The organism is Gordonia sp. UBA7860 (assembly GCF_002500165.1).
Taxonomy (GTDB): domain Bacteria; phylum Actinomycetota; class Actinomycetes; order Mycobacteriales; family Mycobacteriaceae; genus Gordonia; species Gordonia sputi.
The window spans coordinates 1-21,277 of the sequence record NZ_DLSO01000103.1 but is presented as its reverse complement, the minus strand read 5'-3'; the positions used below and the strand labels follow the sequence as shown (position 1 = coordinate 21,277).

Annotated in this window: 22 protein-coding genes; 10 read left to right on the top strand and 12 right to left on the bottom strand. The window is 65.0% G+C overall.

Annotated features, from left to right (window positions below):
- The first annotated feature begins 2 nt into the window (after window positions 1-2).
- Window positions 3-713 (top strand): glycoside hydrolase family 26 protein, encoded by a 711-nt coding sequence (locus B3T59_RS13080; RefSeq protein WP_414652097.1) that lies wholly within the window; start codon window positions 3-5, stop codon window positions 711-713.
- Between the two features lie 20 nt (window positions 714-733).
- Here the strand turns inward: B3T59_RS13080 and B3T59_RS13075 are convergent, their stop codons facing one another.
- The 3 genes from B3T59_RS13075 to B3T59_RS13065 are packed head-to-tail and all read right to left on the bottom strand — an operon-like array spanning window position 734 to window position 4,649.
- Entirely contained in the window at window positions 734-2,944 is a 2,211-nt protein-coding gene (locus B3T59_RS13075) for an acyltransferase family protein (RefSeq protein WP_287003723.1), read from the bottom strand.
- A complete protein-coding gene (locus B3T59_RS13070; protein ID WP_251723341.1) occupies window positions 2,941-3,123 on the bottom strand; it encodes a cellulose synthase (UDP-forming), glycosyl transferase family 2 in 183 nt (60 codons plus the stop codon). Before B3T59_RS13070 ends, B3T59_RS13075 begins: the two co-directional genes overlap by 4 nt.
- Entirely contained in the window at window positions 3,120-4,649 is a 1,530-nt protein-coding gene (locus B3T59_RS13065; RefSeq protein WP_287003721.1) for a glycosyltransferase family 2 protein, read from the bottom strand. The genes B3T59_RS13070 and B3T59_RS13065 overlap by 4 nt, the downstream gene beginning before the upstream one ends.
- A 374-nt stretch (window positions 4,650-5,023) precedes the next feature.
- Between B3T59_RS13065 and B3T59_RS13060 the strand changes: the two genes are divergently transcribed.
- The 3 genes from B3T59_RS13060 (at window position 5,024) to B3T59_RS13050 (ending at window position 7,974) form a co-directional block, all read left to right on the top strand.
- Window positions 5,024-6,127: a lipase family protein gene (locus tag B3T59_RS13060; protein ID WP_287003715.1), complete on the top strand. Its 1,104-nt coding sequence runs from the start codon at window positions 5,024-5,026 to the stop codon at window positions 6,125-6,127.
- A 60-nt stretch (window positions 6,128-6,187) separates the two neighbouring features.
- Window positions 6,188-6,982, top strand: a complete 795-nt coding sequence (locus B3T59_RS13055; protein ID WP_287003713.1) for an SGNH/GDSL hydrolase family protein — start codon at window positions 6,188-6,190, stop codon at window positions 6,980-6,982.
- Window positions 6,983-7,104: 122 nt separating this feature from the next.
- Window positions 7,105-7,974: a 1,4-dihydroxy-2-naphthoate polyprenyltransferase gene (locus B3T59_RS13050; RefSeq protein ID WP_287003711.1), complete on the top strand. Its 870-nt coding sequence runs from the start codon at window positions 7,105-7,107 to the stop codon at window positions 7,972-7,974.
- A gap of 109 nt (window positions 7,975-8,083) precedes the next feature.
- On the opposite strand, the gene B3T59_RS13045 is transcribed toward B3T59_RS13050, so the two are convergent.
- The 7 genes from B3T59_RS13045 to B3T59_RS13015 form a co-directional block, all read right to left on the bottom strand.
- Window positions 8,084-9,124, bottom strand: coding sequence for a type IV toxin-antitoxin system AbiEi family antitoxin domain-containing protein (locus B3T59_RS13045; RefSeq protein WP_287003709.1), 1,041 nt, complete (start codon window positions 9,122-9,124; stop codon window positions 8,084-8,086).
- Window positions 9,125-9,283: 159 nt separating this feature from the next.
- Window positions 9,284-10,192, bottom strand: a complete 909-nt coding sequence (locus tag B3T59_RS13040; protein WP_287003707.1) for a Clp protease N-terminal domain-containing protein — start codon at window positions 10,190-10,192, stop codon at window positions 9,284-9,286.
- 22 nt (window positions 10,193-10,214) lie between these two features.
- Complete coding sequence (locus B3T59_RS13035) at window positions 10,215-10,445, bottom strand: hypothetical protein (protein ID WP_005208515.1); 231 nt, start codon at window positions 10,443-10,445, stop codon at window positions 10,215-10,217.
- Window positions 10,446-10,505: 60 nt separating this feature from the next.
- Window positions 10,506-13,019, bottom strand: a complete 2,514-nt coding sequence (locus tag B3T59_RS13030) for an ABC transporter permease (RefSeq protein WP_287003704.1) — start codon at window positions 13,017-13,019, stop codon at window positions 10,506-10,508.
- Entirely contained in the window at window positions 13,009-13,698 is a 690-nt protein-coding gene (locus tag B3T59_RS13025; RefSeq protein WP_251723348.1) for an ABC transporter ATP-binding protein, read from the bottom strand. The genes B3T59_RS13030 and B3T59_RS13025 overlap by 11 nt, the downstream gene beginning before the upstream one ends.
- A 34-nt stretch (window positions 13,699-13,732) precedes the next feature.
- On the bottom strand, window positions 13,733-14,107 hold the full coding sequence (locus B3T59_RS13020) for a holo-ACP synthase (protein ID WP_287003701.1): 375 nt from the start codon (window positions 14,105-14,107) through the stop codon (window positions 13,733-13,735).
- Window positions 14,104-14,358 carry an acyl carrier protein gene (locus B3T59_RS13015; RefSeq protein ID WP_251723350.1) on the bottom strand — a complete coding sequence of 85 codons (255 nt, stop codon included), beginning with the start codon at window positions 14,356-14,358 and terminating at the stop codon, window positions 14,104-14,106. The genes B3T59_RS13020 and B3T59_RS13015 overlap by 4 nt, the downstream gene beginning before the upstream one ends.
- A 227-nt stretch (window positions 14,359-14,585) precedes the next feature.
- Between B3T59_RS13015 and B3T59_RS13010 the strand changes: the two genes are divergently transcribed.
- The 3 genes from B3T59_RS13010 to B3T59_RS13000 are packed head-to-tail and all read left to right on the top strand — an operon-like array spanning window position 14,586 to window position 18,438.
- Window positions 14,586-15,707 (top strand): acyl-CoA dehydrogenase family protein, encoded by a 1,122-nt coding sequence (locus tag B3T59_RS13010; RefSeq protein ID WP_287003700.1) that lies wholly within the window; start codon window positions 14,586-14,588, stop codon window positions 15,705-15,707.
- A 5-nt stretch (window positions 15,708-15,712) separates the two neighbouring features.
- On the top strand, window positions 15,713-16,663 hold the full coding sequence (locus B3T59_RS13005) for an amino acid--[acyl-carrier-protein] ligase (RefSeq protein ID WP_287003699.1): 951 nt from the start codon (window positions 15,713-15,715) through the stop codon (window positions 16,661-16,663).
- Window positions 16,660-18,438 (top strand): hypothetical protein, encoded by a 1,779-nt coding sequence (locus B3T59_RS13000; protein WP_287003697.1) that lies wholly within the window; start codon window positions 16,660-16,662, stop codon window positions 18,436-18,438. The genes B3T59_RS13005 and B3T59_RS13000 overlap by 4 nt, the downstream gene beginning before the upstream one ends.
- On the opposite strand, the gene B3T59_RS12995 is transcribed toward B3T59_RS13000, so the two are convergent.
- Together B3T59_RS12995 and B3T59_RS12990 are read right to left on the bottom strand one after the other, a co-directional pair.
- Entirely contained in the window at window positions 18,411-19,562 is a 1,152-nt protein-coding gene (locus B3T59_RS12995; protein ID WP_251723354.1) for a PLP-dependent cysteine synthase family protein, read from the bottom strand. The two genes, B3T59_RS13000 and B3T59_RS12995, sit on opposite strands and share 28 nt — an antisense overlap.
- Before the next feature lie 37 nt (window positions 19,563-19,599).
- Entirely contained in the window at window positions 19,600-19,962 is a 363-nt protein-coding gene (locus B3T59_RS12990) for a DUF4229 domain-containing protein (protein ID WP_372495560.1), read from the bottom strand.
- 165 nt (window positions 19,963-20,127) lie between these two features.
- Between B3T59_RS12990 and B3T59_RS12985 the strand changes: the two genes are divergently transcribed.
- From B3T59_RS12985 to B3T59_RS12975, 3 genes are all read left to right on the top strand, one after another.
- On the top strand, window positions 20,128-20,349 hold the full coding sequence (locus tag B3T59_RS12985; RefSeq protein ID WP_005208496.1) for a BldC family transcriptional regulator: 222 nt from the start codon (window positions 20,128-20,130) through the stop codon (window positions 20,347-20,349).
- Window positions 20,350-20,419: 70 nt separating this feature from the next.
- Window positions 20,420-20,623, top strand: coding sequence for a hypothetical protein (locus tag B3T59_RS12980; RefSeq protein WP_251723355.1), 204 nt, complete (start codon window positions 20,420-20,422; stop codon window positions 20,621-20,623).
- Between the two features lie 140 nt (window positions 20,624-20,763).
- Window positions 20,764-21,225, top strand: a complete 462-nt coding sequence (locus tag B3T59_RS12975; RefSeq protein WP_287003691.1) for an XRE family transcriptional regulator — start codon at window positions 20,764-20,766, stop codon at window positions 21,223-21,225.
- The last annotated feature ends 52 nt before the right edge of the window (window positions 21,226-21,277 follow it).

Here is a 21,277-nt window from a genome sequence, read left to right as displayed (position 1 = left end):
CCATCGCGGCGTCGGGCGCGGTTCCGCTACTGACCCTCGAGCCATGGAACCCGGTCGGCGGCACTGTGCAGCCGCTGTTCTCGTTGGCACGCATCGCCTCAGGAGTCTTCGACGGCGAGCTTCGCAAATGGGCGTCGAGCCTGAGCTCTTGGGGTAAACCGGTCCTGTTGCGCTTCGCGCAGGAGATGAACGGCACCTGGTACCCGTGGTCGATCGGCGTCAGCGGCAATACCGCAGACCAGTACCTCGCGGCCTGGCTGCGCATGCACTCGATCTTCGACGACGCGCACGCCGACAACGTTCGCTTCGTCTGGACTCCCAACGTACTCACTACGGGGACAACCGATTTCACGGCCGCATTCCCCGGCCACGACCACGTCGACTACCTCGGACTCGACGGATACAACTGGGGCGACGGCGCAGGACATCGATGGCAGTGGCCCGAGGAACTGTTCGCCGACAGCCTGAGCGCCCTCGCTCGCCTCGATTCTGACCACCCGATCCTCGTCACCGAGGTGGCGAGCGCCGACGGCGCGACACCCGACGCAAAGGCCGACTGGATACGACGATTCTTCGGCATCGTCGAAGCCACCGATCGCCTCGAGGCAGCACTGTGGTTCCAGACCGACAAGGAACGTGACTGGCGATTCAACTCGACGCCGCAGAGTCTCAACGCTTTTCGTGAGTCCACTGCAAAACTGCAGCGCACCTAGCGCCCAGTGCCGCCAGGCCTCTAGCGCGCGGTGTAGTCGAATCGCTGCGCGTCGAGTCTGCTGACGAGCGCGGGCTGGAGAACCGTTGCGGCAGTGTTGGTGAGATGCGAATCGTCGCGGTAGAACATGATCTTGTTGCGCGCGGGGAAACACGTATTGCCCTCGCACAGCAGGTCATTGACTCCGATCGAGGTGATGTCGGAGTCCTGGCCGCGCGCCTGGGCGTCGAGTATCGGCTCGATGCGGGTGAAGCCGTCGAGCCCGAAATCGCACCTGTGCCAGTTGTCCGACGCACCCGACATGCAGTCGGCGATCTGGAACCCTGGATACGGGGTGTCCTCGATGTACACAAGGCGTGCGCCGGTCGCGCGGAGTCGGGCTAGCGTTCGGTCCCACGCTTGCTGCGACGACGCGTAATCGGGAACGTAGGTCGACAGCGACGAGACGATGATGATCTTCGGACGGAGTTCGTCGATCTGGTCCAGGGAAGACGAACGCCAATCGATACAGTCCTGCTTGTTGAACGGATCCTGTTGGCGCGGGCGAGGAGTCAGATCTTGAGCCGGGCACGCAGCCTTGGTGAACTGATGTATCAGCCAGCCGTGTGAGTCACCGATACTCCGGATGGACTCGGCCCACTGCTCGGCGTGGCTGTCACCGAAGAGCACAACGGGAATTCCTCCCTGATGGCCGAACACGCACGATCTGGTCGGCTGCTGCTGTCCGACGGGAACGAGACACTCCGACGGTGACGGCTTGTCGTCGTACGCCTGAAAGGGATTGGGCGTCACCGGTCCACTCATCGCCGAGCGTTGCGCGCCGAAGACAGCGTCGTAACTCAAGGATGCCTGCGCGACGGTGTCGCGGCTCGCCGCCTTCACCACGAGCACCCCGGTTGTCAGCGACACCGACAGCGCGACGACCAGCCCGGTGAGCCCGACAGAGATCGACGCCGACGCGTTGCGGCGGAGCTCGGCATTGGCGATGATCGGTTCCTCGAAGTACAGCGTCGACAACGTCGCAATGGCGAGCGACCCCACTGAAACGGCCACCAGCACCGGCCATGATCGGATGCTGGTCTGTGCCTCGAACACGACGAGCACGGGCCAGTGCCAGAGATACCACGAGTACGACACGCGCCCGAGGAATCGCAGTGGCGCACTGGCAAGGAGAACTCCGACGAGCGGCAGACCCGCCCCCGCGAGCTGACCCGCGACGATGACGAGTCCTGCCGACAGCGTCGGCAACAGCGCAGCGGTGCCGGGATACGGCGTGCGCGAATCGATGAGCAGGCACGACGCGACGATCCCCGCAAGACCGGCCCACCCCAGCACACCTGCGACGATGCGCACCCAGAGGTCTCGACGAGCTCGACCGACAGAGGCGAAGCTCGGGCCGGCGAAGCTCGGGCCGGCGAGAATCGGGCCGGGAGCCTCAGTACCCGGACGAGCGGACTCACCGGTAAATGGCCCGGCGAGCCATGGCGAACCGATCGCGATCAGTGCGCCGACGCCGAACTGCCACACACGGGTCTGGGTCGCCATGTACGCGTACGCGGGGTCGGTGGCCGTCGCACGCACACACCAGACGAGCGAGATCGCGGTGATCACTGCAATCACCACACCGATCGACACCCGTACCGGAACGCGCCAGCCCGAAACGCACCTGCGTGACACACGCCTGCCCAGTGAGGTTCTCAGCACCGCGACGGCGGCGGCCATGATGACGAGCGGCCAGACCAGGTAGATCTGCTCCTCGATGGACAGCGACCAGAAATGCGTGGCGAGACTGCCGTCGATGGCACCAGAGAGGTAGTCGGCGTTCTGGGCGATGAAGTGCCAGTTCGCTACATTCGCGGCGGCCGCGAGCAGATCGAGCGACTGTTTGAACACCTTCAACAACGGCATGGTGATGATCGCCGCGACGAGTGACACGACGATCACCAACGACGCCGCAGGGATGATGCGGCGGCACCGTCGAGCGTAGAAACCCTTGAACGACAACGTCTTGTTCCGCTCGACCTCGTTGACGAGTTGTCGAGTGATCAGAAATCCGGAGATGACGAAGAAGATGTCGACCCCGACAAATCCTCCGGGGACGAACGGCACGCGCGAGTGAAACGCCACCACGACGAGAACCGCGATACCGCGCAACCCCGCGATGTCGCCGAAGAACTGTCGGTGCGTCGTCGGCGCCGGCTTGATCGGCGCCAGGAGTGCGGTCAGGCTCACGTCGACCACGGAAGCATGATGTCGAAGAGCCCGAGCGCCAGCGCGGCGACGAAAACAATCGCAAGCGTGTAGCCGACCACCTCGAACACGGTGATGCGGTTCCAATTGGCTGCTGTCGGTCGGCGTTCGGTGATCGCCGGACGACCCCGCATCTCACGGTCGTCCCCGGGTGCGCTCATGCCGACTGCTCCTCGGCGTCGGCGACGGCAGTGCTCTTTGCGACGGTGACCGCGGCAGTCCGTGGCGTGATGAGGATCTTGATGAACTCCGAGAGCAGGGGTATCGCCAGGTACGTGTAAGCAAGAACGAAACCTACGAGCATGAAGAAGCTCCACAGCCCGTACTCCATTACGTCGCGCACCACGAGGACCCAGAACAGCGCGAGCGAACCGCCGAGCGCGACGACGCCGAGCATGCTGATCGACCGCGCGAGCGAATTCGTCTTGCCCACAACGCTTGTCGGTACCCACCCCTTCTCACGGCCGATGAGCTTGTACCAGATGGCAACGGTGTGGGCAAAGCTGTACGCCATCTGGACGCGCAAGACCTCGAATCGCCACCTACTCCTCGACACCAGCGGGAACAACACCACATAGACCCACAGCCCCAACAGGAACGGCACGAGTTGGGCCGGATGCACGTCTGCCGGATAGAACGCGACCATCACGATCGCGGGGATGAACAGCATGAAGACATTCATCGCAGTTGTCAGGTAATAGAACACCCCGGCGAGGGTTGCGATCCGCTGCCGCAACGTCGGGCGGACCGGCGGGGTCGCGAGCGCAGGAGCGGGAAGGCGCGACAGCGATCCCATGCACCAGCGGTACTGCTGATTGAGGAATCCGGCGAGATCAGCCGGACACAGTCCGCGTGAGAGCACCACCGGCACATACCTGATGCCAAAACCCGCCTGCTGCAAATGACGACCCGTATGCAGGTCCTCGCTGTGCTCGATTGCCGCGAAACCCCCGACGGCGTCGAGCGCCGCTCGTCGATACACCGCCGACGTACCCACACACGTTGCTGCGCCGAAGCCGTCCCGCGAGGGCTGGACCCAGCGGTAGAAGAACTCCTGCGTTGCGCCAGCGGTCCGCTGAATCCAGTTCATCGACTCGGCGGTGGCAAAGGTCTGCGGGCTCTGCACGACGCCGACCTGCGGATCGTCGAGGTAGGGCAGGAGATGCCAGAGGAAGTCTGGCCGCGGACAAAAATCGGCGTCGAAGATCACGATGTGATGCCCCGAGCTGATCTCGAACGCGTACCGGAGGTTGCCCGCTTTCCTCAGCTCACCCCTGTTGGGGCGAACGATGTACTCGAAGCCGTACTCATCGGCAAGGAATTCGACGCCTTGGCGCGCGGCGTCGTCGAGAACATAGAACTTGATACGGCCACCCCAGGTGAGTTTCGAGACGTTGCGGTAGGTGTTGCGGAGAATGGCGAGGCTCTCACCGCACGTGGGCAGGAAAACGTCGATGCGCGCGTAGCGGCCGTCGGCCGGCCGCCAGGTCGCTGCGAGTGCCTGATGGCTGCGCCAGTGCACTCGACGTCGGGTCATCCCGGTGCACGCCGCGAAGATCACGCTCGCGGTGTTGAAGGCAAGGACCACGAACGCGGGCCAGAGCAGCGGATGCGCCGCCGCGAACACGAACAGCGACGCACCGGCAAGCACGAACGCCGCGATCAGGACCAGCTGCACCCACCGCATCTGCGGTCCGAGGTAGGCGTATACCTCGCCGTCCTCCGGGGCGGTCACCACCCGCGGATCGCGCGACGGCGTCGGCGGCGTGCCGTCTCGGCGACGTCCCGACAGCACACCGCCTGGCGCCTCCGGCACGGCACCACCGCGCGCCTCCGGCACGGCACCACCGCGCGCCTCCGGCACGGCACCATCCCGTGTGCTGATGTGCACTCCCACGCGGAACAGAATCGTGGACGAGGCACCCCCGCGCAAGCAGACAGCACCGTGTTCGCGCGACCCGCTAGATTCTCCGTGTGAGAAAAGCGTTGGTCGTCGCGTACGCGTGCGTGGTCACGCTGTGCGTGGCTACGGCCTGCGGAAACGACACATCATCTCCGTCAGTGACAAAGACCACACATGCACGCGGTGACGTGCTCGCGACGTCTCCCGGCCTCGACTCGTGGGCTGTTGCGCTGCCGCCGCACACCCGTGTCACCCGACTGAACTACACGTCGACGTCTGGAGTCGACGACTCACAGACCGCGGTCACCGGAGCGGTGTTCGTGCCGGGTGGCTCGTGGCCCGCAGGAGGCTGGCCGCTGATCGCCTACGCGCACGGCACCACAGGACTCGCCCGCGACTGCGGGCCGTCGGATCATCCGGACATGTTCGGCGAGGTCTCGGTGATCGGCTCGTTCGTCCGCGCCGGATACGCCGTGGTGACCACCGACTACCAGGGGCTGAGCACCCGCGTCGACGCCCCGGCGCACCCCTACCTCGAGCCGCGCACCGCGGCATACAACGTGATCGACGGTGTGCGCGCTGCGCGCTCGGTCGAGCCGACGATCGGCGCGAGGTGGGTCGTCGTCGGCCCGTCGCAGGGAGGCGCAGCGGCGTGGGCGACGGCCGAGCAGTACGGAGGGTACGGAAACTCAACGCAGAAAGGCGAGCTCGTCGGAGCCGTCGCGATGTCTCCTGTTCTGGACATGAGCGGATACGCCGACGCCGCGGCCGCCGGCACGCTCAACACCGCCCAGCGATTCCTCTACCCCCTGATCGTCGTCGGGGCATCGCGGGCGGATTCGCGCATCGACCCCGACACGTATCTACCGGGACTCTCGAAGCACGATGTCGACGCCAGGATGTCTTGTGCAACCGGTCGCAGCGCTCTGGCCGCACAGTCGCACAGCCCCGACGCGGAGGCGTTGGGCTCCGCGGCAGCGCGGGACTCGTCGGGGGCTACTGCGCAGCTTCGAAACACTCTGCAGCGCTTCGCGTTACCGTCCACGCGAACAGACGTGCCCATTCTCGCGATATACGGCAGCGCCGACGAGATCAACCCTGTGCAGGTGACCGAAGCCGCACTTACGCGCGCCTGCAGCGTCGGAGATCCGGTGGTGCGGGATCGTCGCGAAGGATTCGGACACTCGTTTGATCCTGGACCCATTCTCGGCGAGTGGATTGGGGCGCGCATGCGTGGTTTGCACGTCCAGAGCGACTGTTGAGCGATAGGCCGCTATTGTGACCCTTCGGGGCATGGGCGAGAAGATGGAGTGAGTAATCGCATGGGAAGTCTGCTGAAGCGAATCTGGGCTTCCGCACCGGTCTGGGCCTGGGTGGTCATGATCATCTGTGTTGTCGTACTGGTGGTCGGACTTGTGGTGTCGGGGAACCGCACAAGCGGCGTCAGTTCGACTGCGTCGAGCGGTACCCAAACGGATGCTGCCCAGTCGAATACCGCGCCATCGAGCACCGCACCGACTGCGACCCCGGCGACGGTCGCGTTCATGGACAGCGCCAAGTCGTCGCCCAAGACGCCCAAAACCCTTGTGCTGCTTGGTGATGCAACGGGTGCCGACGAGCAGGGCTGGGCGCCGACGCTCGGCTCCGCCATAAGCAAGGCGCTCGACCGTCCGGTCGCCACCAAGTACTGGAACACCTCCACCGAGGCGTACGGACCTATGACAGGCCTCGGCGAGGGCGCCAACGGCCCGATCGGTTACTGGAACGGAAGCACCGCGGGTAAGGGCCCCTCGTATGCGCAGGAGAACCTCGCGAAGCTGATCCGTCCCGAGGTCACACCCGACCTCATCCTGCTCAACTACGCGAGCACACCCGATCAGGGCACACCGCTCGCCGCGCAGGTCCAGCCGCTGATCGACCAGCTCACCAAGAAGTATCCGAAGGCAAAGATCGCCGCGATCAAGCAGAGCGTCGACGGCGCATCGTCGGATCAGGGCGCCGGGTACGCCGCCGCGATGGACGCCGAGGGCATCCAGGTCATCGACGTCCACGGCGCGTTCCCGTCCGACCAGGCAACCAAGGCCGTGCTCACCGCGTTCGGGTTGTCGAGCCAGTAGCCGACTGTGCTGCTGCGACAGGTGCGTTGTGACGAGTGGTTACCGTGAGGAGTTCACCGTGGTCGAGCGCGTGGCCGGTGGCGCCCCGCGGCCGAGCTCACCGTCGGTACTAGGGTTCTAGGGTGGCAACCCCAAAGCAGTGGATCGCCGGGGCGCGACCCCGCACACTCCCCAACGCGATCGCACCCGTCATCGCCGGTGTCGGCGCAGGCCTGCACATCGGCGGTGTGAACTGGTGGAAGGCGGCTCTGGCAGCGGTCGTCGCGATCGCGTTCATCATCGGCGTCAACTTCTCCAACGACTACTCCGACGGCATCCGCGGCACCGACGACGAACGCGTCGGCCCGATGCGGCTCGTCGGTTCGGGCGCCGCATCCCCCGAATCGGTCAAGCGCGCGGCGTTCCTCTGCTTCGGGATCGGGGCCGTGTGCGGTCTGGTACTCGCCGCGACGACAGCGTGGTGGCTCGTGATCGTCGGGGCGATCTGTATCGCCGGGGCGTGGTTCTACACCGGGGGGTCGAAGCCGTACGGCTACATCGGACTCGGCGAGGTCGCGGTGTTCGTCTTCTTCGGGCTCGTCGCCGTGCTGGGCACCGAGTACGTCACCGTCGGGACCGTCGACTGGGTGGGACTGGCGTGCGCTGTCGGGGTCGGCTCTCTCTCGACGGCGGTGCTCGTGGTCAACAACCTGCGCGACATCCCCACCGACCGTGAGTCGGGCAAGAACACCCTGGCCGTGCGCATGGGCGACGCCGCAACCCGACGCTTCTACGGCGTGCTGCTGCTGGTCCCGCTCGTGATGAGCGTGGTGCTCGTCGCGGCCACCCCGTGGACCTTGCTCGGACTGCTCGCCGCTCCCCTGCTGTGGAAGGCATACCAAGCGGTCCGCGCCGGAGCCGTCGGCCCGGGGCTCATTCCGTCGCTCGGCGCCACGGGCATGGCCATGCTCGCGTGGGCTGTACTCACGGCCGTGGGGCTGGCGGTCGGGTAGCGGGCGCGTCGGGCGCGGACTGTCGGATAGCGCGGGCCGGGGCGCAGAAAACTACAGCCCACGGGCGGTGCGCATGTACCGGTACAGGCGAGGCGCCCCAGAGTGGTAACTATCTGCGCGAGCTGATCTGTTCGAAGAACTCATCGGACGTGAGGATCGTCGTCGAGCGCCGTCGCGGATTGAGGTGCACCCCGTTGTGGACGGCGCCCATGATCGTCGCCTCGACGTGGGGCCACCGGTCGATGACATCGTCGTAGGTGAACGGCATGTACACGTAGTTGCCCGCGGCCTGCACCTGGTTTCGACGACGGTCCTCTTGGAAGTTCTCCTTCTCGGAGTGGAACGCGTAACCGTCGACCTCGACGACGAGCCTGTCGCCGATCAGCATGTCGACATGCCCGACGCCCGGAATGTGCGCCTGCGTCGTGAGGCGTACACCCTTGCGGCGGATACGAACCCGCGTGATCGACTCGATGCCCGACGCGGCCTTGGGGTCGCACTCGTCGAGGAGTCGCCTCACCGACTTCGGCGCTCCGTCGAACGCCGAGTGGATCTCCTCGACGGTGGGCACGATGAGGCCGGACTCCATCTCGTCGTCGCCGCCGGACTTGCCCGACAGCGCGCCCGCGCCGTCGGACTCGCCGACGAGTGTGTTCGCACCGCCGGACTTGCCCGCGCCGCCGGAACTGCATGTGAGTGTGGCCGCAGCTTCGAGCGTGCCTGCGTCGTAACGGTATCGGCGGTGCAGCATCGAGTCGGTGACGACGATCGTCTGCTCGTCGGTGAGGCATCGCAGTGCGTGGCGCAAGGCGGTCACCGGCTCGTCGACGGCGGCGTCGACCCTCATGTGTCCGCCGTACTGGCGGCAGAATCGTCGAGCATGTCGACGATGCGCCGAGGCCGTCCCTCGTACGTGTAATGCCTTGACGCGCGGCGGAATCCAGAACCCGTGCAGCTTGAGCGCCGCCACGCACGTAAGGCAGCCGCCCGCGCGGACCGCCTCGACGACCAGCGGATCGGCCCCATCGGCGGCCATCCAGCCGTGGCGCAGTCGCTGAAGTTGGCCCTCCTCGACGGCGCGTCGAACATCTCTCGGCGACATTCCGTCGCGGAGCAGGGATGCCACCGGGTGCACACCGAAGTCGTCCATGGCGACACAGTGTGCACCCGATTCGGGCACGCGCGGAAAATCTCTCCACAGGGTCGCGGGACTGCGCAGAAACCTACGAGTCAGGGGTGGTTCACCTGTACCGGTACAGGTGAACCACCCCTGAGGTGTAACTTTCTGCGCTCGCTGCGGCCCGAGAGATCAGACCTCTGCGTCGACCTCCGGCAGGCTCGCCAGCACGGCGGCCTTGAGATCCTCTGCGCTCGTGGCAGATTCGACGACGGCGCGCGACGCCGGGTCGTTGCACTCCAGGATGCCCAGGAGTAGATACTCGGCGCGGAGCTGATCGTTTCGCTCACGCGCGATCTCGACCGCGGCCCGGAAGGCGTCGCGCGTCTCCGCCGCGAAGCGTGGCCGGCCACCGCGACCGCGGGGACCCCGCCGTCCGCGACCGGGCTCCCAGGGGCCCCGACCGTCGGACTCGCCGTCGAACTGACCGGGACCGAACTCGGCACCGAACGGCCCCTCGGGCCCGAAGGGGCCACCGCCAAACGGACCACCCGGGAACCCCCCGGGCCCTCCGCGACGCGGGTCGAAGCCCTCGCGCGGGTCGAAGCCAGGGCCGAAGCCCCGACCGCGGCCCCTGCCATGACCGTGACCATGACCGTGTCCACGGCCTCGACCACGGGGACCCCCGCCTCGCGGACCGCAATCGCGACCACGCGGACCGCGGCCACGCTCGGGTCGTTCGGCCCAGCCTTCGGAGAGGTCGTCTCCGAAGCGGTCGCGCACGGCGGCGCGCACCTTGTCGAGGTCGATCCCGATGCTCTTGAGAGCCTCGCGATCCTCCTCGTAGCGGTCGGCGGCGCTCTGCTCAGCGGCCTTCTCGTCGTCGGCGTCGTTCTCTTCGTGGTATGCCCGCACGACGTCACGCGCCGCGTCGAGCTTCAGACCCTGCTCACCGAGCAGCCCGAACAACGGCGAACGCGCGTTGCACAGCATGCCAAGGATGAGGTGGTCGTTGCCGAGCTGGGGATGTCCCAGGTCGGCGGCTTCTTGCGTGGCAAATGCCAGCATCATCTTGTCGTCTCGACTGAATCGACCAAACATGATGGTTCTCCTTTCGGCCCTCTCAGGCCTCACGTTGTGAATGCTTCTGGTGCACGGCCTGGCGGCTGATCTGCAGAATCTCTGCAATCGCCTGCCAGCTCCAGCCCTTGGATCGAGCGTTCGCAACCTGTACTTCCTCGAGCCGGTCAGCCAGGGTCCGCAATGCGCGGACAGCGGCGAGGCCGATGGCCGGGTCGTCGCTCGCGGCGGCTCCGGCCAGATCTTGCTCTGGTGTCGTTGGTTCGTCGTGCATGGTGTCAGGTTATGTTGACACCACGGGAATGTCAACATTAATTGACACGCAATGTCGACGCTACTCCTCGGCGATCGCCACGGTGATGTTCATCCGAGCGGCGCGGGCCGCTGGAACAAACGCCCCTACCAGGCACAACACGATCGACACGGCGACGAACAGCAGCGTCGACGGCCGCGGTGAGTAGGTGACCTCCAGCGACGTCGTAGCTGACAGGATCTTGTCGGCCAAGAAGTGCAGGCCCGTACCCATCACGAGTCCGGTGACCGTACCGACCACCGCTATCGCGCCGGCCTCGGCAACCACCATGCGGGAGATGAATCGACGTGACGCTCCCATCGCACGCAGCACACCGAGTTCACGACGACGTTCGAGTACCGACAGCAACAGTGTGTTGAGCAACGCGATCGCCGCTGCCGCGGACACGATCCACTGGATCGCGACCGTGAAAGCACCCGCCTGTTGCGCCTGCTGCTGGGTGGCCGCCAACGCCTGCTCGCCCGTATAGAGGTACGCGGTTCCCGACCGCGGCAACGGATGTGAGTCGACGATGCGCTGCAACTGCTCTTGCACGGCAGTGCGGTCGGCACTCGGCTCGACGTCGATCTGCAGGTATGTGTCGCCGGTCCGATTGAACCACTGCGCGAGAAGCGAATTCGACATTGCGGCGGCACCGGAATCGATGGAGACATAGTCGACGATGTCGCGGACGACGAGGGCGTGATATCCGGTCGGCGTCGCCAAGCGCAGCGTCGAACCGATGTCGGCGTCGAGAGACCGGGCGAGCACGCTCGACAAGATGATGCCCCGACCGTCGAGCACGTCGGAAAGCGCCTGCGGCGTCGTCTTTTTGGTAAACGGTGCCGTCGATCCCGGTTCGAGTCCCTGGACGAGAATCCTGGCCTCGCCGACGTTCACGTTGGCCCACTGCGCCCCGACCACCCGCGAGACTCCCGGTACCGCCCGTACCTCGTCGGCAATAGCACCGGGTAACGCTGCGCCCGAGGGGATTTCGTCACGCGACGTCGAGGAGATGTAGAAGTCGGGGTCACCCAGCCCGTCGAGCGAATGCGAAATCGACGCAACCAGATTGTCGAGTGCGCCCGACGTGCCCATTCCCACCGCGATCGCGACCGCAACGGTCATCAGGGTCGCCCAGGCACGTCGCGGTGCGCGTTCGGTGTTGACGGCAGCGAGTTGTCCCGGACCGCCGAATCGCCTCGCAACCGACACGACGAGCCGCACAAGTGGTCGGGTGAGCGCGAAGCAGACAAGCAACGCCCCAACGGCATACACCGCGCCTGCGACGATGGCCGGGCGGCCCGGAACGCCGACGGCGATGAACCACGACCCGACGAGCAGAGCCACACCGGCAACCGCTGCCAGCACGGTCAGCTGTCCGCGCTGCCGTCCGGCATCGGCGACCTGACCCGACACCATCGCCTCGACCGGCGACACCGCGAACACCGATCGCGCAGCAAGAGAGGTCGCGGCAACACACGCCAGCACACACGCGACGACCGCGACGACCGGCGCATAGGACGGCAGGTGATAGTCGACGACAATCGCGACCGAATCCCGTTTCGTCGTCGGCACCCGCGAAATGGCCCAGCGGCCGGCGAGAATCCCGATCGGCACACCGATCAAGCCTCCGACAAACCCGAAGACCGCCGACTCGGTGAGTAGGTCAGAGACCAGGTGAGATCGCTTGGCGCCCAACGCGCGGACCATCGCCAACGACGCCCTGCGCGACGCCACAGCCATGTTCATCGTGTTGAACACGAGGAACGCGGCGATCACAAGGGAGATCAGAGACACGAGCAGCGTCGAATCACGGGTCACCGACCCCGCGATCTCAGCCTGTTTCGCGCGGAACCCCGGATCCACCACCACCGCACGCCCATCGACAACGCGACGCACCTCGTCGCCGAGCGCGCCTACGTCGACGCCAGGCGCTGCGACGACGAGAATCGACGACACCTTGCCGCTCAGCCCGGTGAGCTGCTGGGCCAGGCCGAGATAGGCGAACATGAAGTCGCCGTTGTTGAGTCCCGCAGCGTCGACGACCCGCACCACCCGAACGTCGACTCCGTTGACCGAGAGTCGTTGACCCAGAGACAAACCCGTACCCGAACCGACGATGACGCCGTCGTCGAGGTCGCCAGGGCTCAGCCCGGTTGCTGCTGCCTCCTGAACACCGCCGGCAAGAGCGCGCGCTCGAAAGTCCGATCCGACCAGAGCAATTCGTCTGTCACCGACCACCGCGGTACCACGGATGACAGGAACCACCGACTTGGCGTCGGGGACCTGCGCACGGATGTCACCCGCGACCGACTCGTCGATTCCCGAGTCTGCGATCGACGCGACCTCGAGCTGTGCCGTGCCGTTGATAGCGGCGTCGAAGTCGCGGATCGATTCGCTGAGCGACCCGTATGTGCCGAGTACCGCGATCAACAGCGCCGACGAGACCGCGACCACGATGAGTGAGGTGACAACACGCAGCCGGTGATCGCGCAGTTCGCGCAGGTTCAGGACGCGTACACGGGTGAGCGCGGCGAACAGCTCAGTCACCATCGGTTGCGACCCTGCCGTCGCGCACGACGATCGTCCGATCAGCGACATCGGCAGCGTGCGGATCGTGAGTCACCATGATCACCAAGCGATTCGGCGCATCGTGTGCGACCTCCGACAGCAGCTCGAGGACAGAGTCGCCGGTGTGGGAATCGAGGTTGCCGGTCGGCTCGTCGGCGAGCAGGATCGACGGCTCCATCATCAGCGAGCGTGCGATCGCCACCCGCTGCATCTGTCCGCCCGACAACTCCGACGGTCGGTGATCGATACGGTTGCCGAGTCCGACGCGGTCGAGAAGTTCGACGGCGCGCGGCTTGGCGCGTCGCAGCGACTGACTGTCGAGAAGCCTCGGGAGCGCCACGTTCTCCCACGCCGACATCGTCGGCACGAGGTTGAAGAACTGAAAGACGAATCCGACACGATGCCTACGGAAAGCCGACGCCGCGTTGTCGTCGAGGCCGGCGAGGTCGACGCCGTCGACCTCGATCGATCCCGACGTCGGAGTGTCGAGGGCTCCGATGATGTGCAGCAGCGTGCTCTTGCCCGCCCCCGACGGTCCGACGATGGAGACGAACTGCCCACCGTCGAGCGTGAGGTTCACCCCGTCGAGTGCGCGAACCCGCTGGTCGCCGAGGCGATACTCCCTGACCAGGTCATCGGCTTGCACCACGCATTGCGCCACACGACCGATGGTATGCGACGCCGCGTGCGGCTCGTCACACCCCGACGTTGGCGATGACCGTCGCCATCGCGTGTGTCGATGTATGCGACAGCGACAGCGACGGCTCACGCCAGTGCTTGCTTTCGGCGACGGCGGCCATGCTTCCCGTCAGCCGGATGCCGGGCACAGGACCGTTCATGACGACCTCGATCTCGTGCAGCGGCGTCGCAGCGTCGGAGTCGATGAGTGTTTTGATGACCGACTCCTTTGCGGCGAAACGCGCCGCGAGACGCTGTGCGCGCGCCGGCCCTTCGCATCGCGCGAGCTCGGCATCGGTGAAAACGCGCCGTAGATATCGGTCTCCGAATGCCTCTATCGAGGCGCTCACATCGGCGACATCGACCAGGTCACAGCCGACAACCAGGCTCATACTCCGGCAGCGACGAGGGTGCTCAGCGCCGAGGCAAGGCTGTTCACACTGGAGAAGGTCGACTTCTTCAGGATCTCCTCGGGAAACTCGACGTCGTAGAGATCCTCGAGTCCCAACATGACGTTTACTGTCGCGTGCGATGTTAAACCGACCGTAAACAAATCAGTGTCGTCCGACACCTTTTCTGCCGCAATCGTTAGCTTGCCGTACTTGTCCAGTACGCCGCGAATGTCGCTCTTGTTGATGTTCATTGTTCCCTCCCGTGCAGTACATGATCCCCACCCGATGATTAGTCTGCAAAACCCCGCGTTGCAGATGGCACATCGTGCTCGTATACTACAGGCGCACTGAAAAATGGACCACTGGGGGAAAGACGGTCCGTGCATTTGGGGGGATTTTACAGTCTGTGAATCCCGCTCCGTTATCGCATTTTGGGAGGAATGTGTTGACCACAGGAGAATTGGATTCTTCATGCGCATTGGACGCTTCGACAGTCGTCGAGGTTGCTGCCGCCGCCGCCGATGACGTCGACCGCAACGGGCGCTTTCCGCACGAGGCCGTCGACGCACTGCGTTCCAGTGGACTCTTGTCGGCATCTCTGCCGGTAGAGTTCGGCGGACGCGGAAGTTCGATCAGTGAACTCGCAAGAGTGACAAGACAACTCGGAGCAGCCTGCAGCTCGACCGCGATGATCTTCGCCATGCATCATTCGCAGGCACTGACGCTTCGCTTCCACGCCGCGACACCCGCTGCGGCCGACCTGGCGCGTGAGGTGGCTCGCGCCGAAGCGCTGCTCGCCTCGGCAACCACCGAGATAACCACGGGTGGTGATGTCCGGTCATCGACGTGCGCGGTGCATACAAACGGTGATCGTATTCATCTCGAGAAGAATGCGCCGGTCATTTCCTACGGCGAATATGCCGACTACATCTGCACCACTGCGCGGCGCAACAGCGACAGTCCGCCCGGCGACCAGGTGCTCGTCGTCTGTCCGCGCGCGGAGACCGAGCTCACCAAGACGTCGGAGTGGGACACGCTCGGCTTCCGCGGCACCTGTAGTCCTGGCTTCATCCTCACTGCGGACACCAGCGTCCACCACGTGATTCCCATTGACTACTCCATCATCTCGGCGCACACCATGCTGCCGTCGTCGCACACGCTATGGGCTTCGGCGTGGCTCGGCATGGCCGACGCCGCAGTGGCAAAGGCACGCGTCGAAGTTCGTGCCGCCGCACGTAAATCACCCGGCACGACGCCGCCGCAGGCAGCACGGCTCGCTGACCTACTAGAACTCCATCAGCGATTCGAGAGTTCGGTTTCCGATGGCATCGCCCAATACGAGGAATTCCTTGCGGCGGGACAACTCGAACCGACCATCGGATTCTCGGTCGCGATGAACAATCTCAAACTGACCGCGTCAACGGCCGTTGTCGAAATCGTCGCGGCCGCACTGACTATCTGCGGGATCAACGGTTACCGCGAGAATCACCGCGCCTCGATGGGGCGTTTGCTTCGCGACTCATACGGACCAGCACTCATGGTCTCCAACGACAGGATCCGGGCGAACAATTCGCAACTGGTCCTCGCACTACGGGGGTAATTCACATGACTGACCAGCTCATCGCCGACCTTTCGGTCGCCCATCGACAATTTCGTGATCAACTGATCGCAGCGGGACATCTGATCCCATCCGGACTCGACGGCCTCTACGGCCGTGGCGCCGAGTACGAGGCCGCATTCGACGGTGTCGACCGTCTCATGTGGCGGGCAGGCGTCGACGCCCACGGCGAGGAGAACATCACGCGCTTCCGGTTCCCCCCGATCTTTCCGCGGGAAGCATACGAGAAGACCGACTACATCGCGTCGTTCCCCCAGCTGACCGGAGCAATCTCCACGTTCACCGGCGGCTCGGCGGAACACCGTTCCCTGCTTCTCGACCGAGAGGCAGGCCTGCCGTGGGACGGCCACCTCTCGTCCGCGGGCACCATGCTTGTCTCGGCTGCGTGCCATCCGTTGTACTCGACACTGCCAAACACGTTGCCGGAAGGCGGATCTCGCTACAACGTGCACGGGTACTGCTTCCGCCACGAGCCGTCCGACGACCCGCTGCGCATGCAGGCCTTCCGCATGCAGGAGTTCGTGTACGTGGGCGACCCGGAGGGCGCGAAACAACACCGCGCGACGTGGACGCGGGTGGCTCACGAGATCTTCGTCCAACTCCAACTGCTCGCCGACGATGTTCCCGCCAACGACCCGTTCTTCGGCCGCACCGGCAAGATGCTCGCGTCGAACCAGCTCGAAGAGAACCTGAAAACCGAACTCGTCGTGCGTCTATACGGCGACCTCGACGACGGCACCGCTCTGTTGTCGTGCAACAACCACCAGGACCACTTCGGAATCGGTTTCGACATCTCCACCGTAGACGGCGCGCCTGCACACAGCGCGTGCGTCGGCATCGGCATGGACCGCATTACGTTGGCACTGTTCGCGATTCACGGAATCGACAGCGCCGACTGGCCAGCACCCGTCCGCGCCGCCCTGGCGTTGGAGAAGTGACCGAAGTCGTTTCGACGCCGGGGTTCCTCACGGACGACGGCGTGCCACTCTTCGCGGTACTGACCCTTCCCACCGACGGGTCGGTCCGCGGAGCGGTCCTGATCTGCCCGCCGCTGGGCAAAGAGCACAATCACACTGCTCGCGGGTTCAAGCGGTTGGCCGAGAAGTTGGCAGCGGAGCGGATCGCAACACTGCGGTTCGACTACTCCGGCACCGGAGAATCGTCGGGATCACAGACAGATCCCGACGCCGTCGAGCATTGGGATGCCAGCATCACGAGGTGCATGAACTACCTCAATGATCTTGGCTTTTCATCGCCCGCAGTCGTCGCTCACCGAAGCGGGGCGCTGCTCGCCTCGAACAACGGTCGCGTCCGCACCACCGCACGGGCGCTCGTGCTGTGGGACCCGGTGACACGTGGTCGAGTGTTCGTGCGAACCCAGCAGATGCTCTACGCGGCGATATCCGAAGGCCCCGAGGACGCGGTCGTCGAACCCGACGACCGGACCCAGCTCGCGGGGCTCTCGCTGCACAAGCAAGCCGCACGCACCCTGTCTCGCCTAACCGTCGATCCCGAATCGGTCGTCGGATCACGCGGCAGCAATGTCCTCGTGCTCGTCGACAGCGACAACATCGAAAGTCCCTTGGCGACAACGGTGATGCGTGCGGGGGGAACGGTCACGCCGATTGGCGATCAAGCGTCGTTCATCGACGCCATCGACCCGTGGCTCACCGACTACCCTGCCGAGCTGACCGATGTGGCCCAGTGGCTCAGTGCGCGATTGCGCAGTGCGACAACGACGATCGATCCGACCTCGAGCGCCAGACCGACGCTGTCGCCTGGCGCAGTCGTCGGCCATTCGCCTGGCGGCCAGCCTGTCGAGACCCGACTGTGCATCACCGACGATGGCATGATCATCTGGGACACAGCGATTCTCGGATCTCACGAAACTGCCGGCCGAGTGCTCGTCAGCCATCCGATCGGCCACGACATCAGCAGTGGGCCTACCCGCTTCTACGCCGAGTTGGCCTTTGATGTCGCCGCGCGCGGCGGTCGCATGATCCGATTCGACCGTCGAGGTGTCGGCGAATCCGGACAGACCACACCGGAGGATACTTTCGCAGGTCTGTTCACCGTGCCCTACGTCCGCGACGGTCTCCAGATTCTCGACGAAGTCGACCTCTCACACGCCGAGGTGGTTGCGCACGTCGGTGTGTGCGCAGGCAGTTGGATGTCGGCGCACGCGGCGATGGCTACCGCGTCGCGACTACCCGACGCGAAAAGCGTCGCGGTGATCGTGAATCCCAATCGATGGGATATACGACCCGCTGTTGCCGTTCCGCGCCTACCGCGATCGACGACGGCTTGGCGCGCCAATGCCGAGCGCCAGCGGCAACGCGTGATCGCCCGCTGCGCACGCGATCTCATCGAGGTATCGGCGCGAGTGAAGCCACGCTTGGCGCGCACGGCTCTCTCCCGGATTCGGGGCTTCCAGATGCCAGACGTATTCGTCGATACCGTACAACGCAGCGGTGCGACAGTTCGTTTGGTGTTCGGACCGGGCGATCGGGATCAGTTCACTCGACTCGACGGCCCCGGCTCACTGGCCCGGCGTCGAATCAAGGTCACGGTGACGAGCAGCGAGACCGGCGATCACCCCGGATACCACACCGGAATTCGCGACGCGATGCACAGCACCTGCCTCGACGTACTCGGCCTGCCCGTCGCATCCGTCGTCGAACCCGATCAGCACGTCCACTCCCCCGTCCGATAGAACTCGTCGAGAACCGCGGTCGCCGGTGCGAGGTCGAAGCCCTGCGCCGCGACCCAGTCGTCGTCGAAATAGGTTGTGGCGTAGCGATCTCCGGAGTCGCACAGTAGCGAGACAACGCTGCCTGCGCGGCGCTGCGCGACCATCTCCGAGATCACCTGCGCGACGCCCCACATGTTGGTTCCCGTCGACGCACCGACGCGACGCCCGAGGCGATCCGACAGGTGGCGTGCAGCGGCGATCGACGCGGCATCGGGTACCCCGATCATGCGGTCGATGACCTGCGACACGAACGACGGCTCGACGCGGGGCCGCCCGATCCCCTCGATCCGCGACCCGGTCTCAGAGCGCAGCGATCCGTCGCCGGTCTCGTAGGCGGGCAGGAACACCGAGTTCTCCGGGTCGACAACGGCCAGCCAGGTGGGATGCCTGCGGTAGCGCAGGTAGCGGCCGAGCGTCGCCGACGTTCCGCCCGTCCCCGCGCCCACCACGATCCACGTCGGCACCGGATGATCCTCGGTGGCCATCTGCGCGAAGATCGACTCCGCGATGTTGTTGTTCCCACGCCAGTCGGTTGCGCGTTCGGCCATCGTGAACTGGTCGATGAAATGTCCGCCGAGTTCGCCCTCGAGCCGCAGCGCCTCGTCGTACACATCCGACGCGCGTTCGACGAAGTGGCATCGGCCACCCTCGCGTTCGATCAGTGCGGTCTTGGCGGGTGAGGTTCCCGACGTCATCACAGCGATGAACGGCACGCCGATCAGATGCGCGAAGTACGCCTCGCTGACAGCCGTCGATCCCGACGACGCCTCGATCACCGTGGTGCCTTCGGTGATCCATCCGTTGCAGATCGCATAGAGGAACAGTGAGCGGGCCAGTCGATGCTTCAGCGAGCCCGTGGGATGGGTGCTCTCGTCCTTCAGATAGAGGTCGACGCCGACCTCGGTGCCCGGGGCACCGTTGCTTCCGTCGTCGATCCAGCGCGACCATCCGGGAAGTTCGCAGCGAAGCAGATGTGTATCGGCGCTGCGCCGCGCATCGGCCTCGATCAGTCGCACGGCGTTGTCGGCCCAGCGTCGATCCGTGCGGTGGTCGACGGTTCGCGCCGGGTCGAGGATCTCGCTCATCGGGCGGTCACCAGATCTGGGGACTGTGCCTTGGCGCTCATTTGCCATCTGCGCCACGCAAGCGCGTCTGGAGGTCGTCGTGTTTACGGCGGCGCTCTGCGTCGACCGCCGCTATCTGCGTATTGACGCGCACGCGCAGCTTCTTGAACAACACCAGTCCCAACGGAAGTGCGATGAGAACACCGAACACCGCCGCTACCAACAGCGGCACGGTGACGCCCGCGAGCGCACCGATTCCCATGATGATCGCGGCCACAACCACAACCAACAGCAGTCGCGCCACGGTGTAGAGGAGGATCGAGACGAGCAGCGTTCCCATGCCCACGTGGCTCTGACCTGCGATGTCTGTGTTGTCTGGTTTGTGCGTACCCGCTCTGGTGGGCTCCTGCTTGTCGGTCACATGTTCAGGATACTTGGGTGCATAATCGGTGTTTGCAGGTCACGGGCACCTTTTGACTCTCTTTACCTCGTAATGACGGTTCGAGTACCTGGGCGTTTTGCGTGTATTCATGTGTCAGCGCGCAATCACCGCGCGTTTCGGAAGAGAAACCCGAAGGGGAGAACAATGACCGCACTCAACCCTGGTATCGCCACCGTCATCACCCCCGGCCTCGCGAGCCAGCACACCCTGACCCCCGGCCAGGTTGCCGCGATGTTCAATGTGAACCCCAAGACCGTCGCACGGTGGGCGAGCTCAGGCATCCTCGGGTCGATCCGTACGCCGGGCGGCCATCGTCGTTTCCGCGAGGAGGACGTCGTAGCCCTCCTGAACCGTCGCGTCGGATAGTCGTACTCGCCGGTAAGGGCTCACCGGTCTTCCACATCGGGACGCGTACCCTGATAGATGGGAGGTTGCCATGACGTTTCTATTGGCCATCGTCGGCTTGGCCGCGATCGGTTTTCTGTTGTGGCGTGCATTCGGGCCCGCACTGGCGGAACGCCAAGACTCGACGGTGAGGCGGCCTGGGTCTCGCACCCACGGCCCCGTCGGTCCTGACGACGACGCGGATTTCCTTCGCGATCTCGATCGGCGCACACGGAGACCCAACGACGAACTGTGACGAATCGTGCATCGAGGATGCCCGACGTCGCTCCGTAGTGTGTGGGTACGATTACGATTCCGTAGCTGACACCGCGCCAGGGGGACACCGATATCGAGATCGCCGGCATCACAATCGACACGTCGAGCGAGTTCTGAAACATGACCACTCGCCCGGGCACGGTCCCCGACGGCGACGACAGTTTCGCCGCCAAACTGGCCGAACTCTTCGAGCATTCTCGCGATGAAGATGGTCGACGGTACACAGGCAAACGGATCGCTGAGAAGGCCAACCAGCGCGGCCACTCGTTGAGCGACGCCTATATCTCGCAGTTGCGCACGGGCAAGGCGCGCACGCCGTCGTTCAAGACCGTCGAGGCGATCGCGAGTGCCTTCGAGGTCAGCGTGACGTATTTCCTCTCGAATCCCTCCGAAGACCTCGACCGCGTGCAACGGCAGCGCGACTACGTCGAGATGCTCGCAACCACCGAGACGCACCTGTCCGGCGTCGACCTGGGCAGCCTTTGTCCGGACACCATCGACGTGATGATCGATCTGCTCAAGATGGTTCGCGCACAGGCGGCGTCAGAGCGCGGCGCCCGCACTCCCCAAGGTCCCGCCTGACAGGCAGAATTTCACGCCCGCGTGGGCGGCCCTGATGTGACGGTCCCGCGTA